Here is a 13,881-nt window from a genome sequence, read left to right on the forward strand (position 1 = left end):
AAGGTGAGTTGATCTTGTGAAAAGCCAGTTTATAAAGCTCTATTGCGGTTTGATCGTCAGTATTGTGTTGGCTCTGGTATTGATGCAGGCCCTATTGCTCAATCTGTTCGGAGATGCTCAGGATGAGCTTTTTCAGCAGCAAATGGCGAGCTATCGTACGCTGGTTCTTGAAACGACCGATCAGGCAGAACGGCGTATGCTGCGTATGCAGACGTTGGCTGAGGATATGGGGGCCGAGCTGCTCCCGGCAGAAGAAGATGAGCTTTATGAGGAAGAGCGACGCCAGGTATTGGAACAGGGTTTGCTGGTGTTAAATTCCGATGAGGCGTTGTGCTACTTTGTGCTGCCGGGTGATGCCCAGATTTATCGTCTGCAATACCGTGAAGATAATCCCTTATTGGATCAGCTGTATTTTTTTGAAAATATGACCATTCTCGCTATTTTTGGTGCTTTGGGTTTGGTCTTGGCCTTTTGGTTGTACCGATTTGGACGACGTTTAACGGCGTTGGATCAGACCGCAAGGGCGTTTGCTGAGGGCGATTTGTCCGTGCGAGCGTCCATGGCGAGCCATGCCGAGGTTGGCAGCCTGAATGAAACTTTTAATGTCATGGCCCAGCGCATTGAAAAACTACTCAGCAGCCAGAAGCAGTTGAGCAATGCCGTTGCGCACGAGCTTCGCTCCCCCATATTTCGCCTGCAATGCCAATTGGATATGTTGGCGGAAAGTCAGGACGAAACTAAACGGCAGGGCTACATCAAAGGCATTGAAGAAGATCTTCAAGAATTGAGCGATCTGCTTGAGGAGCTTTTGCAATACGCCAGAATGGAAAGTGCTGACTTGCGCATTGAACGTAAGCCGCAAGACATGGTGAATTGGCTGTTCGAATTAATTGAACACGTGCAGCTCGAATCTCATAAACCAATTCGTTTTTCCCATGCTGCGCCTTTGCATAAATGCCGCTTTGATGCCCATTTATTCCAGCGAGCGTTGCAAAATCTGTTACGCAATGCATTGCGCTATGCCGAAACCCAAGTCAATGTCACATTGAGTATTATGGATGAAGGCTTACAAATTCATGTTGATGATGATGGTCCCGGTATTCCCGCTGACAAGCGTGAAGATATTTTTCAGCCCTTTTTGAGATTGGATGCGTCACGCACCCGTGATGAGGGAGGCCATGGTCTGGGTTTGTCCATTGCCCAGCAAATTGTACAGCTGCATCAGGGCCGCCTGACGGTTTCTGACTCCCCCTTGGGTGGCGCACGTTTTACGGTGGCCATCGCTTGATTTGTATCCTTCTGTACACTGGAAATCTTAATCCATACAAAGCCTGACAAAGCGATACCAAGGCTGTCTTAAACTCCCTGCTTATTGGCGAGATACTAAAAACTCTTGAGTATGGAGTTTTAATGCTATGAATCTTGCCAATTCCTTAACCACGGGACTGTTTTATTCTCGCTGGGTGAAATGTCTGCTCAGCGCTTCTTTGCTATTCAGCCTTTTTACCCTTACGGGCTGCGAGCAATTGATGTTGCTGAGAATGAACAGTCAGCAACTTACGGAAACCAAAGTAGATGGCAACCGCCTGTACCTGAAAGGCATCATCAATGGAAAAAGCTTTGAACATGTAAAGCAGGTGCTGAATGATAACCCTCAGCTTGATACCTTGGTTTTAACAGTGATGCCGGGGAGTATTGATGACGAAGTGAATTTGCAGATGTGCCACTTTGTCCGTGAAAAAGGGTTGAACACCTATTTACTGCATAACAGTGTCATCGCGTCTGGTGCCGTTGATTTATTTATGTCCGGCGTTGAACGGAAAATGGAAGAGGGTGCCATGCTCGGTGTTCATTCCTGGAGTGATGGTTTTAAAGAAGCACTGGATTACCCCCAAAATGCCGAGGAACATGCGCCGTATCGAGTTTTCTATCAAAGCATGGTGGGCAGTGATGAGTTCTATTGGTACACCCTTCGAGCAGCCAGGGCCGATGATATCCATTGGATGACGGATGCAGAAATCCAACGCTACCCGGTATTAACCTCGCCTGTTAAAAAGCCCAGCTTTGAAGCGCCGGTGTTCGCAGACCTCGAACAATATCGTGAAGAGGTGCTCAGCGATGACTAACTCCCTTACGTTTTTGAATACAGGAATATTGGAAATGAAAACCAGGATACGAGCTGCGTTTCTATGCAGTTTATTGTTGTTGTCGTCCTTAGGACAAGCCACCGATCAGATGAGTGACTTGCGCATTGTTGAATTCAATAATGTGAGCTTTGGACAGGAATTTGATGTGGAAGTGTTTGCCGGGGATCGTTCGTTGTATCTCTCAGGACGCAGCGATGCCGCAGACACCGAAATACTGGTTCAGCAGATTAAAGACCCGACAGGTAAAGTCATTTACTCCGCCGCCATCAATGGTGATAACGTTTCGGTTAGCGGAAACGTCAGTAAAGACGCTTTGTCGAACGTGGGGGATTTTGCTTTGCTTTTGCCCGCCAATCCCCATGCGGACAGTCAGCTCAAACCCGGTGTGTATGAAGTGCAGGTTATCTCCAATGCTGGCACTGGAGCAATTCGGGATTTACGAGCGGTTTTCAAGCAGCATGTGGATACCGCCCAGGCCGTGGATATTAATATTATGGTCCTCGACCGTACCGCCAGTACTCGCAATCGCAGTATGAGTGCTGCCTTTAAAAGCAATTTGCTTAATGAGGTGAATCGGTTGTTAAATCCGCACCAAATGAGGGTGGGTAGCTTCAGTATTGTTGAAGCGAATGAAGAGGTGCGTACACAGTTTTCAGCCATTCAAGAAGAAAATATCCCTGCTCTTTGTCAACGCCTCAGCCAGCAGTTTGGTGGCGGACGGGCGTTGAATATCGGTTTGGTGGAGACTATCTCGTCGAGCGAAGTGCAGGGCATTGCCGGTGTGTCACCCGGTTTACCGGCAACGGTCATGCACCCCAGCTATCGCAACAGTTGCGTGTTAATGTCTGAACGTGCTTACAGCACGAACGTTGCCGCGCATGCGGCAAATCTGGTGCATGAAATGTCTCACTTGATGGCGATCCCTCACACTACCGAAGAGTCTGGTCAACAGCACGACAGCTTCAGCGATACTCTGGAATGCGCTTTGGCACGCTTTGATGGCCGTTCGAATCTGGGAATGGCGGGGCGTGCTGGTGATAAGGCGGTAGACGATTTCGAATGTGGGCGTGACGGGGGTGCAGATAACTACATGTTTTACAGCGGTGTTGAAGCATTTATGCCATTCCATATGAGTGCTCAACAAGCCACCGTTTTGAAAAATCATCCGCTGTTTTATCCCGTTGTCGGCGCTCAGATGAGTGCTTCCTGGTATAACCCTCAGCAGTCTGGTCACGGCTTATCGGTTGAAGTATTGAACGACGGTCGAGCTATTATCTATTGGTATACCTTCGATCAGTCGGGTGCACCTTATTGGATTGTTGGTACCGGGACGGTTGATGGGCAAAGCATTGCAACTGATGCGATCAGTGTGAACGGAGGTTTCTTTCCGCCGGCATTTGATGCTTCGAAAGTTCAGCGTGTGCAATGGGGCAAGCTGTTTCTGGATGCCGATCCAAACGATTGTAATCTGGCGACCTTGCGTTGGGAGAGTTCCAGTTTTGGCAACGGCAGTTTACCTATGGCCCGATTGAGTAATCTGGCGGGTAATAGCTGTCAGCCTTAGTATGTAAGCATGCGCTGCCTGTGGAGCAGGCGGCGCGTGTTTCACGCTAGGAGGGCAGGCGACAGTCCATTAATTGCGCTTCCCAGTTCGGGTCGATACTGTTGGCGATGATTTCGAATCGGCTTTCCATGCAATCGTCCAGTTCCAGCTCCTGTAAACCATCCGGAGTTTTGTTAAAACCCCACACCCCATCTTCGGTGATGCAAACCGCTTTCATGCGTTCGACGATGAGGTCGCTCGCCCAGCGATAGAGCTTCGAATGGTTGAACACTGTGTTGGGCTCGAAGCGCCAGCCAATGGTGGAGAAATCGTCTGATTGATTGCTGCGGCTGAGGAATCCGGATTCGGGAAGCGGGGTATCATCAAAACCTTTTACGCGGTCGCTGTCCGCTTCAGGAAGCGACAGGCTTTCCCAGTCCCGGTTCTTAAATTGGCTGTGGCCAGTTAATAAGCTTGGGGGGATTTCGCCGTTGACGGTCCACAGGACTTTGCAATCCTGTTGGCCGCGCTGAGGCAAAAAGTCTTCCAGTAGTTGCTTGTGTTCAGGGCGACATAAATCTTCTTTATTGGCCACAATGACATCAGCGATATCAATCTGCTGCAGAAAGATATCGTGTTCGGTATAACGTTCGTCATTGAGTTTGCGAGCATCGACCAAGGTTAAGCATTGCTGGATATCCAGAACGTCTTGATAGTGCTCGGAATGCAAAACCTGCATGACTTCTCGCGGGTGGCCGAGGCCGCTGGGTTCGATTAGGAGGCGATCGGGTTTAGCTCGTTGCAACAGCTGATTCAAGGCGATGTGCATGGGTAGGCCGGCCGCACAACACATGCAGCCACCGGGAACCTCGCGTATGAAAACCTGCTCCTGTTCCTGCTTGCTGGAATTGAGCAAGCTGCCATCGATACCGACTTCACCAAATTCATTGACTAACACTGCCCAGCGTTCGTCGGCAGGCTTGTGTTTCAATAAATGTAAAATGGTGCTGGTTTTGCCGACGCCGAGAAAGCCAGTGATGATATTGCAAGGTACCGAGCGAATGGCCATAAAGCCCCCATGGTTAAATCGAGTGTACGCGTCTGGCAAAGGCCGTTAATGACAGTGGCAATCGCTCTCGCGTTTTTGGCAAAGGCGGTAATTTTGCCAGTGGGCAGCGGCAATGAGAAGTGAAGCTATCAGGCTCAAGACTCGTTCCAGCGTTTCCCCCAAATATTCGTGGCCCAATACTAATAGGGTCAGCATCAAAAAAATGCCGACGGCGCCATAGAACAACACCGAGAGCTTACGATGTTGTCGGCAGCCCAGGCCCAGACTCAAGATACTGCAGGGAATAACTGCAAAAATCAGCCAGCGGTGAAACTCTTCATCCAACAGTGCGAGGCCAGCCAGCGAGGGCAGCAGAACCAGTAAAACCGGCGCGGCCAGGCAGTGAATGGCACAGAGGGCCGATAGGCTGATGGCCAGTTTGTCACCCAAGCCGCTGGAAATATTCATGCTGTGAATCCTGGAGTCTGAAAATCCGGCCTGCTTGGCCAAGATGTGAATCAATATCATTTAGGGGTGGCAATGTTATAACATAACAAATGTAAGTTAAAGACTGTTTGCCTGTCGGCTTGATGTCTGGGAATCTTCAGTTCAGTAGAAGGGCGTTGTTCCAAGGCATCCAGAATCCGCAGCGAGGGCATGCTTCGTTGTGGATTCCGGGATGTTTCAGAGGTGCTTAATCCAGATCGCTGGCGTTGTGTCTTTCGCGCAATTGGGAATTCTCATCGCCCCATACGCGATTTACCCGGCGACCACGTTTTACCGCAGGGCGCTCGGCAATCTCATCGGCCCAGCGTCTGACGTGGGTATAGGATTCTACGTCCAGAAATTCAGCCGCTTCGTACAATTTGCCCTGTACCAATGCTCCATACCAGGGATAATTGGCAATATCGGCAACGGTGTAATCATCACCACATAAAAAGCGATGCTCTTCCAGATTGCGGTTCAGGACATCCAGCTGACGTTTGACTTCCATCGTAAAGCGGTTGATGGGGTATTCCATCTTTTCGGGCGCGTAGGCATAAAAATGCCCGAAGCCACCGCCCAGATACGGAGCACTGCCCATTTGCCAGAACAGCCAGGAAAAACATTCCGCGCGGGTGGCGGGGTCTTTCGGTAGGAACTCGCCAAATTTTTCAGCCAAGTGCATCAAGATCGCACCGGATTCAAAAACCCGAATAGGTTCCGGACCGCTTCGATCATGCAAAGCCGGAATTTTTGAATTCGGGTTTACCGAGACAAAGCCACTGCCAAACTGATCACCTTCCATAATGTCGGTGATCCAGGCATCGTATTCAGCGCCGCTATGACCCAGAGCCAACAGCTCTTCGAGCATCACCGTTACCTTCACACCATTTGGGGTGGCCAGGGAATAGAGTTGAAAGGGGTGCTCGCCAACAGGCAGTTCTTTTTCATGGGTAGGGCCGGCAATCGGTCGGTTGATGCTGGCAAATCTGCCGCCGCTGCCTTCGTCCCAAGTCCATACGGCTGGCGGGGTGTAGCTGTTGTTCTCACTCATAATTCGGCCTCTGATTCTGAGAGTTGTCAGTATACTAGTCACAATGGTTGTATGTGCCTAGTGCTGGAAAAGACGCGCCTGGTCTATATTTACCCTGCTGCATCGTTTCAACACCCTTCCTGTCATCAGAGTTATGGCCGCAAGGGAGTGTTTTCAAGGTTTTCGAACATAACTTAAATTAATAACCATAGAACGAATTCCAAATGTTCTATCGATGAAGTTTAAGCCGCATTTGCGATTCACCATTTCGTTAACTATATAACTACGTATTGAATTTTGGATTTTACCAAGGTCCGGATGTTCAAATGGAGTGGTGCTTCAAGCGAGGAATGATTATAAAAATCAATTCATCATCTTAGGGCGCCTGTTATGCGTGTACTTACCACGATTGCCATTCTTTTTCTGGCTTCGACCCATCCGGTTCTGGCGGATGTCCGTCTTTGGAACACGAGCGCAACCATCAGTGGCAATATGGGCGGGCGTGTCGCCGCCGATGCATTTTGTGATGCCGATGTGAACAAGCCTGTTGGTTTGTCGAACGTGCGTGCTTTTATCAGCCTGAGTGGCAGCGATGAAATTCGGGATATGGTGGGTAATTATGCTGTTCCTGGTAGTGAAGAGATCAGGAATCGCGACGATACCCTGACCATCAGCAGTAACTTCAGCGGACTGTTAAACACAGCAACGGTTAACCTTGATAATCCGGTTGCTGGCTCGGGCGGCAGTCCTTCGCCCTGGACATTCAGTGCAGCGGATGGCTCGCTTGATATCAACAACTGTACTGGAGGAACCTCAGCTGCCGGCTTGGGTACCACGGGGAATCAGCTGCTCACTGACGATCGATATTTGAATCGCAGTACCAATAGCTGTGGCAATTCCCAGGCCTTGTATTGTCTTTCATGGAACTCAGCTTCCGCGCCTGTTGCTCAATCGATACCGACCACTACAGGGTGGTCCCTTCTTCTCACGGCGTTTGTTATGTTGGCTTTATTGCGCAAGCGATTCGCTCGGTTGAAGCATTGATTCCAGCGGCCCTTTTTACGGAGCTACACAAACTCGGTCTCGTCCATCGCGTTTGGCTTGATAAAGAGCCTTGTCGGCACGACTGGTGATTGTGTCAGCATTGTCACCCTGATGGTAACGGGTTACTCCGAAGCTTGCGGTTTGTTTATCTGTTCCATGAAAGTTATGGCTCGCGATACAGGCCCTGAGTTTTTCGGCAACCGTTTCCGCTTTCACCAGGTCGGTTTCAGGGCAGACAATCATAAACTCTTCGCCACCCCAGCGAGCAACGATGTCGGCTTTGCGGAGTTGTTTGGTCAGTAGGTCGGAAATTTCTCGCAATAAACGGTCACCGATTAGGTGTCCCAGCGTATCGTTGACGTTCTTAAAGTGGTCAACATCCATCAAGATAATGGAAAAATTGTGCATGTAACGTTCTGCGCGGTCAATTTCCCGGCACATCATTTCATCCAGCTTGTGGCGATTGTAGAGACCGGTGAGTGCATCGGTTTCCACAAGCTGGCGAAGCTTCTCTTCCAGTTGGGTTCGCTTTTCGATTTCTCGGTCTTTTGCTTTGCTCAGCTGGTAAAAACGTTGCGCGACAACGCTGACCAACATAACGATAATGGCAAGCCATATGAGCAAGCGATAAATCCAGTCAGGCATTTTTTGCTCGGATTCAAAGAGAAACTGGCCGATATCGAGATCCTCAGACACCAGTTCTGATTTGGCAAAGGCATCGTTGATGTTCAGCCAGCGAAGCTGACTCATATAGCCAATGTCAACGACATTATCTACGAAAAGTTGGTGGATGATTTTGGCTTCGTAAGCCAGCTTATCTTTTGATTTACCTGGCGCGTATTTGGCGTGAGTGATTTCAATCGCCTCGTCCATGTTGTTGAGGGCATAACGCCATCCGCGAATCAAGGCCTCTTTGACGGCTCGGACGGTGTCAGGATGAGACTCTGCGTAGTCTTTTGAGGTGAACAATGTATCGCCATAAATATCAAAACCGATATCTCTGGGTTGAAAAGCAATAAAGGGAATTTTTGTCCGTGAGATATCGTAGTATTCATTGGATAAAAATGCCGTTGAAGCATCCACCCGGTGACGGCTTTCTTCAGAGATATCGTGGATGTTGCCGGTGTGAGGTGTTCTTGAAATTTTCGAAATATCCACGCCAGCAAGTTTCAGGAAGGCGACAATTTCATGCGAATGATCTGAAATCATCAACGAACGACCCTCCAAATCGCGAATGGTTTTCAGGTTTTCATCCTGACGGGCAAGAATAATAAACGGTGAGTGCTGAAAAAACGCGGCGATGGCGACAATCGGCATACCATTGCCATAATCAACCAGCAGGGAGGAGTTCCCAACACCAAACTCGACATTCCCATAGGCAACTTTCTCCGGGGGAATGATGTCAGGCCCACCTTCAATTAATTCCACATTCAAGCCTTGTTCTCGAAAGAACCCTTTTTCCTGGGCGATGTAATAACCGGCAAACTGGTATTGATGAAACCATTTAAGCTGAATTCTTATGCGGGTTCTTTCGGGTTCATGTTCCGGCTCTCTTGGGGGTTCACTCAAGGTGGGAAGTACCACGGTAAAGCTGATAAAAAAAGCGGCGATAATCTTGTATAACTTGTACATCCTGAAGGTTTCTTCGTTGCCTGGGCAACCGTCTAATTTATTATTGACCGTTGAACTTTATATTTCAGCTCCCGTGCATATTCGCGTGGTATAAATGCAGAGTTGGCTCTATAAAGTGTCACATTATTTTAAGTTTGACTATAAATTTAGTAATACATGAGGATTAATTATAGTAAGAAGGCTTTATAGATTTATTTTTATTTCACTTAATGAAACCTGTTAATGGCCATAAAATATTATTTATGGTGTTATTCTAGTTCTCATTCTGGTAGAAAAGTATGACAATTTATATATTAAATTAGAAATAACGCATATCTTTTCTTGCCGGGACAGATTCATGTCTTGGCGGGACAAATTGGTCGGGGTAGAGGTACTATGAGTTATTCCGTACGAATTGGTAGCCTGGATGGCTATCGTGAAGCTGTAACAAGATTGGGCGGCAATCCGTCCGATTTATCAAGCCGTTGTGATATTCCTTTCGAAATCTTTGAGGACGAAGACAATACCATTCCTTATGCGAAGTTATCCGAATTAATGGAGCTTACCGCAAGGGAATTGAAAAAGCCTGATTTTGGTATTTACTTGGGCACTTGCCAAAAGGTCGATATATTGGGGCCGATTTCGGTCGCGGTTCAAACGGCGAAAACCGTGGGCGAAGCGATGAAATGTGCTGCGCGTTTTGTGCATATTCAAAGCCCGGCGGTTCACTATCACCTTGAAGAAAACCATTCCGGTTATGTACGTGCTGTGATGAGCATTAATTTGCCAGATCTGGCGCAGCGGGAGATGCCTCAGGCGATGGGCCTGACGGCGGCGGTTGGCCAGGAAATCTGGCGGCAGTTGGCCGGAGAGAGGTTTGAGCTTTTAAAACTTGAACTGCCCCATGAGCCCCTGTGCCCGATTCCGATGTATGAAGCGTATTTCCATGGTGACATTGAATTTAATTCAGAAAGTGTCGTCTGGCATGTGCCCAGGGAAGTGTATGATGCTCCTTTACCCCTTCGCAGTGAACGCTTGCACGAATTTGCTTCCAGTTATCTGGTTGAGCAATTCCCCGCTCAGGCGAAACAATTGTCAGTGCAGGTGGAGAAAGAACTGCGAAAATTAATGGAGACCGGGAATTGTACCCGAGATACCATCGCCGAAGTCTTGAATCTTCACCCTAAAACCATGCAGCGTCGACTGGCCCAGGAAGATTGCAATTTCGAAAGCATTCGGGATCGCGTGCGTCGCGAGCGGGCAACCTATTATCTGTGCAACACGAATTTACCATTCGGCCAGATTGCCGAGTTGATTGGCTACAGCGATCAGGCCGCTTTGAGCCGAAGCTGTCAGCGTTGGTTTTCCCGTTCGCCTCGTGAGATTCGTGGTGAAAATAAATCACTGACGCAAACCCGCGCCTACCACAAGAGAAGCCCGGAGTTTTCGAGCTGATTTCGGGTTTCCGGGTCGCCCATCTCAAACAGGGTATTCTCAATGCCTTGTTTGAGCGTTCCTCGTACGCGTTTTACAACATCCCCCATCCTGGCCAATAATACTGCTATACAGGTCCTGGATTGGGAAGTATATAAATGTCTGATACCGAATTGGGGGCGTGTGAGCTTCCACCCCACACCAAAACCTTCCGAAATGCCGCCTACTCCGAATGGGTGCAGTTGAAGAACAATTACCCGCGCTTTGTGAATTATCGCAATTCTAAAACCGAATCCGGCTATGAGGAGTTATATCGTCTGCAAGCGGGCTTTTACCTCCGAATACTGAATCTGAAGGTTTTGCAACACAGCACGGTACCTCTCAAGTTTGCCGGTCAGCACTTGATTATCGCCTTGAAGCTCAGAGGCACAAATAAACTCAGCAGTGCGGGTGGCGAAGAATTGTTTTTATCGGCCAGTACCGCAGGCATCTACTATTTCGATGAAGATGCCTTGCTTGAAGACAGCAGCGAGAAAGATGATTATCTGATGGTTATGCTGGTGATCGATGTGGAGCAACTGGGGCAGGCCCCCCTGTCATTTGAGGCGGATTCCATGCCACGCATGCTGCATCCTATTCTCAATGGTGTGGAAAAACGCCTGGAGTTCAGTTATCACTTTGGCCCGGATATTTTATCGGCCGCCGAAGCGGTGGTGGGCAGGCGAGTGCGCCAGGAGCACCTTTCCCTGTACCTGCGCAGCAAAGCGGTGGAGTTGTTATGTCTGGTTTTTCAGGACATCAGCCTGCTGGAGGCCAACTATCAACTGAAACAAATTCCAGAGCAGGATATTGAACGCTTGAATCAAGTGAAGTTGTACATCGACGATAATCTGCAGGATATTCTCCCGGTGGCGGATATGGCCAAGCGCTTTCAGTTGTCTGAATCGCGTTTAAAGTCGGGATTCAGCTCGCTGTTTGGGATGAGCATCCGCCAATATCTCCTGGGCTTGAGGATGCAGCGTTCCCAGGAAATGCTGGCCGAAAACCGATTAAACATTGATGTGATTGCCGATCAGCTGGGTTATCGCCACACCAGCAACTTTATATCGGCCTTCAAGCGTCATTTTGGTATGACGCCAAAAGCCTATCAGACGCGAGTGCTGACCAAATTTATGGGTGCCGATCCAAAATCATAATAATTGCTCTCTTGCCCATAACTTTCTTGTAAAAGCAGTTGCTAGCATCTCTTCATACCAATTAGCAGCAAGATGTGGAGTGTGAGGCGAGATGAATAATGTTAAAAAAGCCCCGTTAAGTGCAGCCGTAGCTTTGGTGTTGGGCTTATCCAATGCGCAAGCGGCGGTTATTGAAGAAGTTGTGGTGACGGCCAGTAAGCGAGCCCAAAGTGCCCAGGATCTCGGTGTGTCGGTCAGTGCATTTGCAGGCAACGATATCCAGGATCTGGGCCTGGACCAGGCGACAGATCTGACTGCTCACACGCCGGGTTTAACCACCACCAATGCGACCTCGGGCGGTACCCCAATCTTTGCCATTCGAGGCATTGGCCTGGATGACTTTAATATCAATAACAGCAGTGGTGTGGGTGTTTACGTTGACGAAGTCTTTGCCAGCTCGCCCATGCTGTTGGGGTTTCAGTTGTTGGATCTGGAACGCGTTGAGGTCTTGAAAGGCCCCCAGGGCACACTGTATGGCAAGAACACCACAGGAGGCGCCATCAACTTTGTTGGGGCGAAACCTGATGAGTACTTCGCGGCTGAACTGCGGGCGACAGCGGGGCGTTGGAATCGCTACGGTCTGGAAGGCTTTGTGAATGGCGCTTTGAGTGAGAGCGTCAATGGTCGCCTGGCGTTCAGCTACGATCGCCAAAGCGAGGGCTGGCAGCGGGATATCGATACCGGAAACCGCTATGGCGAAATCGATCGCCTTGCCCTGGTTTCAAAATTTGCAATCGCCGTTGGCGACAATACCGATGTGTTGCTGAATCTGCATTACGGTAAAGATCAGTCCTTGCCTTTATCTCCCCAAAACGATGACTCAGAAGCACGAGCCAATGACACTCTGTTTTTAGGAGGATTATTTGACGGTCTGTTGGATGTGCCCGCCGATGCGCGCAGTGTGCGCGTTGGCAGTTTGCCTCTTGACCGGGATGAAGAGGGCTACGGTGGCGCAATCACGGTGAAGCACAGTCTGGACACTATTGATATCACCAGCATTACTGCCTTCGAACACTACGAGCGTTCTGTAGTGGATAATTACGACGGAACCGCCGCTGCCTTTTTGGATCTGGTACAGAACGGTGAGCTGAAACAATATTCACAGGAGCTGCGTTTTACCTCCGATGGCAGCGGTGACTACAGTTGGGTGGCAGGCGTGAACTACTCAGTGGATGAAGTCGACGTTGATGATGATTTTATTCTGCTCGATTCCGCCGGAGTGAATCTAACAACCGCTTACACCCAAAAGAGCGAATCCTTCGGGGCGTATTTTCACAATGAATACCAATTGGCTGAAGCCTGGCGCCTGATTGCCGGTCTGCGCTATTCCCGCGATGTTCGTGAGTTTGTTGGTGGAACACGAAGCACCGATGGTAGCGACTTCCTTGGCGCAATTGCGGCGCATACCGGAACCGCCGCGTTTGCCGGTCAGTCAATTCTGGAGCAGAACTCGGAAGTGACGGAAAACAATGTCTCTGGAAAACTGGGTTTTGAATATGATTTGGAAGACGGCTCCCTGATTTATGGCAGCTGGTCGAGCAGTTATAAAGGCGGTTTGTTTTATGGTGGCGTGGGCGCGGCACAGGGCGTGCTTGATTATGTAAAACCGGAGGAGGTGATCGCGTTTGAAATCGGCTTTAAAACCCTCCTGCTGGACGACAGTTTGCAGCTTAACGGTGCTGTGTATCGCTATGACTACGAAGATCGTCAATCCCTGGTCATTGTTGAAGATCCAGTGTTGTTTTTGGTAGCGACGCTGGCGAATGTTCCTGAATCCACCATTACTGGCGGTGAGCTGGAGTTTCAATGGAAGCCCGCAGAAAATTTTGATATCCGCAGTGGTGTTTCCTATATCGACTCAGAAGTTAAAAGCGATTTGAGCTCAGCCGATGTAAGGGGCTTGAATTTACTCGGTGCAGTACCCGCAGGAACGGATTTATCTCAGGCACCCCAGTGGACTTTCAACCTTCTGATGGCCCATGAGTGGACCTTCGGCGAACATATTCTGCGAGCCCAGGCGGACTACAGTTGGTCTGATCGCCAGTTCGCCGCGCTGGCTGATCCGGTTGCCCAGTATGGGCCAATTAAATCGCTCGGAGGCCGTTTAAGTTTGCGAAGCAGTAACGATTTGTGGGAATTCAGCGTGTGGGGTAAAAACCTGGCGGATCAAATTTCAGAAAGCTACAGCTTTACCAATAACTCCGCGGCCCGTACGGTATACCGACAACAACCGCGCAGTTTTGGTGTAGAAGCGGTTTATCGCTTCGACTGATTGAACGCTACAGATTAAACCCTTTCGGGGC

11 protein-coding genes are annotated in these 13,881 nt (G+C 49.3%); 7 read left to right on the top strand and 4 right to left on the bottom strand.

What is annotated here, in order from left to right; all coding sequences use genetic code 11:
- The first annotated feature begins 16 nt into the window (after nucleotides 1–16).
- The 3 genes from G8768_RS07570 (at nucleotide 17) to G8768_RS07580 (ending at nucleotide 3,711) form a co-directional block, all read left to right on the top strand.
- Entirely contained in the window at nucleotides 17–1,288 is a 1,272-nt protein-coding gene (locus G8768_RS07570; RefSeq protein ID WP_166849044.1) for an ATP-binding protein, read from the top strand.
- Nucleotides 1,289–1,415: 127 nt separating this feature from the next.
- Entirely contained in the window at nucleotides 1,416–2,126 is a 711-nt protein-coding gene (locus G8768_RS07575; RefSeq protein ID WP_166849040.1) for a hypothetical protein, read from the top strand.
- A gap of 34 nt (nucleotides 2,127–2,160) precedes the next feature.
- Entirely contained in the window at nucleotides 2,161–3,711 is a 1,551-nt protein-coding gene (locus G8768_RS07580; protein ID WP_166849035.1) for a hypothetical protein, read from the top strand.
- Between the two features lie 46 nt (nucleotides 3,712–3,757).
- Here G8768_RS07580 and G8768_RS07585 read toward each other — a convergent pair whose 3' ends face one another.
- The 3 genes from G8768_RS07585 to yghU all read right to left on the bottom strand — a co-directional run bounded on the left by G8768_RS07585 (nucleotide 3,758) and on the right by yghU (nucleotide 6,275).
- Complete coding sequence (locus G8768_RS07585; RefSeq protein ID WP_166849029.1) at nucleotides 3,758–4,759, bottom strand: CobW family GTP-binding protein; 1,002 nt, start codon at nucleotides 4,757–4,759, stop codon at nucleotides 3,758–3,760.
- A gap of 45 nt (nucleotides 4,760–4,804) precedes the next feature.
- Nucleotides 4,805–5,206: a MerC domain-containing protein gene (locus G8768_RS07590; RefSeq protein WP_166849020.1), complete on the bottom strand. Its 402-nt coding sequence runs from the start codon at nucleotides 5,204–5,206 to the stop codon at nucleotides 4,805–4,807.
- Nucleotides 5,207–5,432: 226 nt separating this feature from the next.
- Complete coding sequence (gene yghU, locus G8768_RS07595) at nucleotides 5,433–6,275, bottom strand: glutathione-dependent disulfide-bond oxidoreductase (protein WP_166849017.1); 843 nt, start codon at nucleotides 6,273–6,275, stop codon at nucleotides 5,433–5,435.
- Nucleotides 6,276–6,644: 369 nt separating this feature from the next.
- Here yghU and G8768_RS07600 point away from each other — a divergent pair, with 369 nt between their 5' ends.
- The gene (locus G8768_RS07600; protein WP_166849015.1) at nucleotides 6,645–7,298 is read left to right on the top strand and encodes a hypothetical protein; all 654 of its coding nucleotides are present in this window, start codon (nucleotides 6,645–6,647) and stop codon (nucleotides 7,296–7,298) included.
- 15 nt (nucleotides 7,299–7,313) lie between these two features.
- On the opposite strand, the gene G8768_RS07605 is transcribed toward G8768_RS07600, so the two are convergent.
- Nucleotides 7,314–8,930: a GGDEF domain-containing protein gene (locus G8768_RS07605; RefSeq protein WP_166849013.1), complete on the bottom strand. Its 1,617-nt coding sequence runs from the start codon at nucleotides 8,928–8,930 to the stop codon at nucleotides 7,314–7,316.
- Between the two features lie 375 nt (nucleotides 8,931–9,305).
- Between G8768_RS07605 and G8768_RS07610 the strand changes: the two genes are divergently transcribed.
- The 3 genes from G8768_RS07610 to G8768_RS07620 all read left to right on the top strand — a co-directional run bounded on the left by G8768_RS07610 (nucleotide 9,306) and on the right by G8768_RS07620 (nucleotide 13,850).
- The gene (locus tag G8768_RS07610; protein WP_166849011.1) at nucleotides 9,306–10,364 is read left to right on the top strand and encodes an AraC family transcriptional regulator; all 1,059 of its coding nucleotides are present in this window, start codon (nucleotides 9,306–9,308) and stop codon (nucleotides 10,362–10,364) included.
- 137 nt (nucleotides 10,365–10,501) lie between these two features.
- Complete coding sequence (locus tag G8768_RS07615) at nucleotides 10,502–11,539, top strand: helix-turn-helix transcriptional regulator (RefSeq protein WP_166849009.1); 1,038 nt, start codon at nucleotides 10,502–10,504, stop codon at nucleotides 11,537–11,539.
- Nucleotides 11,540–11,630: 91 nt separating this feature from the next.
- On the top strand, nucleotides 11,631–13,850 hold the full coding sequence (locus G8768_RS07620; RefSeq protein ID WP_166849007.1) for a TonB-dependent receptor: 2,220 nt from the start codon (nucleotides 11,631–11,633) through the stop codon (nucleotides 13,848–13,850).
- Nucleotides 13,851–13,881 lie beyond the last annotated feature (31 nt).

The sequence above is a fragment of the Pseudoteredinibacter isoporae genome, from assembly GCF_011602085.1.
Classification (GTDB): domain Bacteria; phylum Pseudomonadota; class Gammaproteobacteria; order Pseudomonadales; family Cellvibrionaceae; genus Pseudoteredinibacter; species Pseudoteredinibacter isoporae.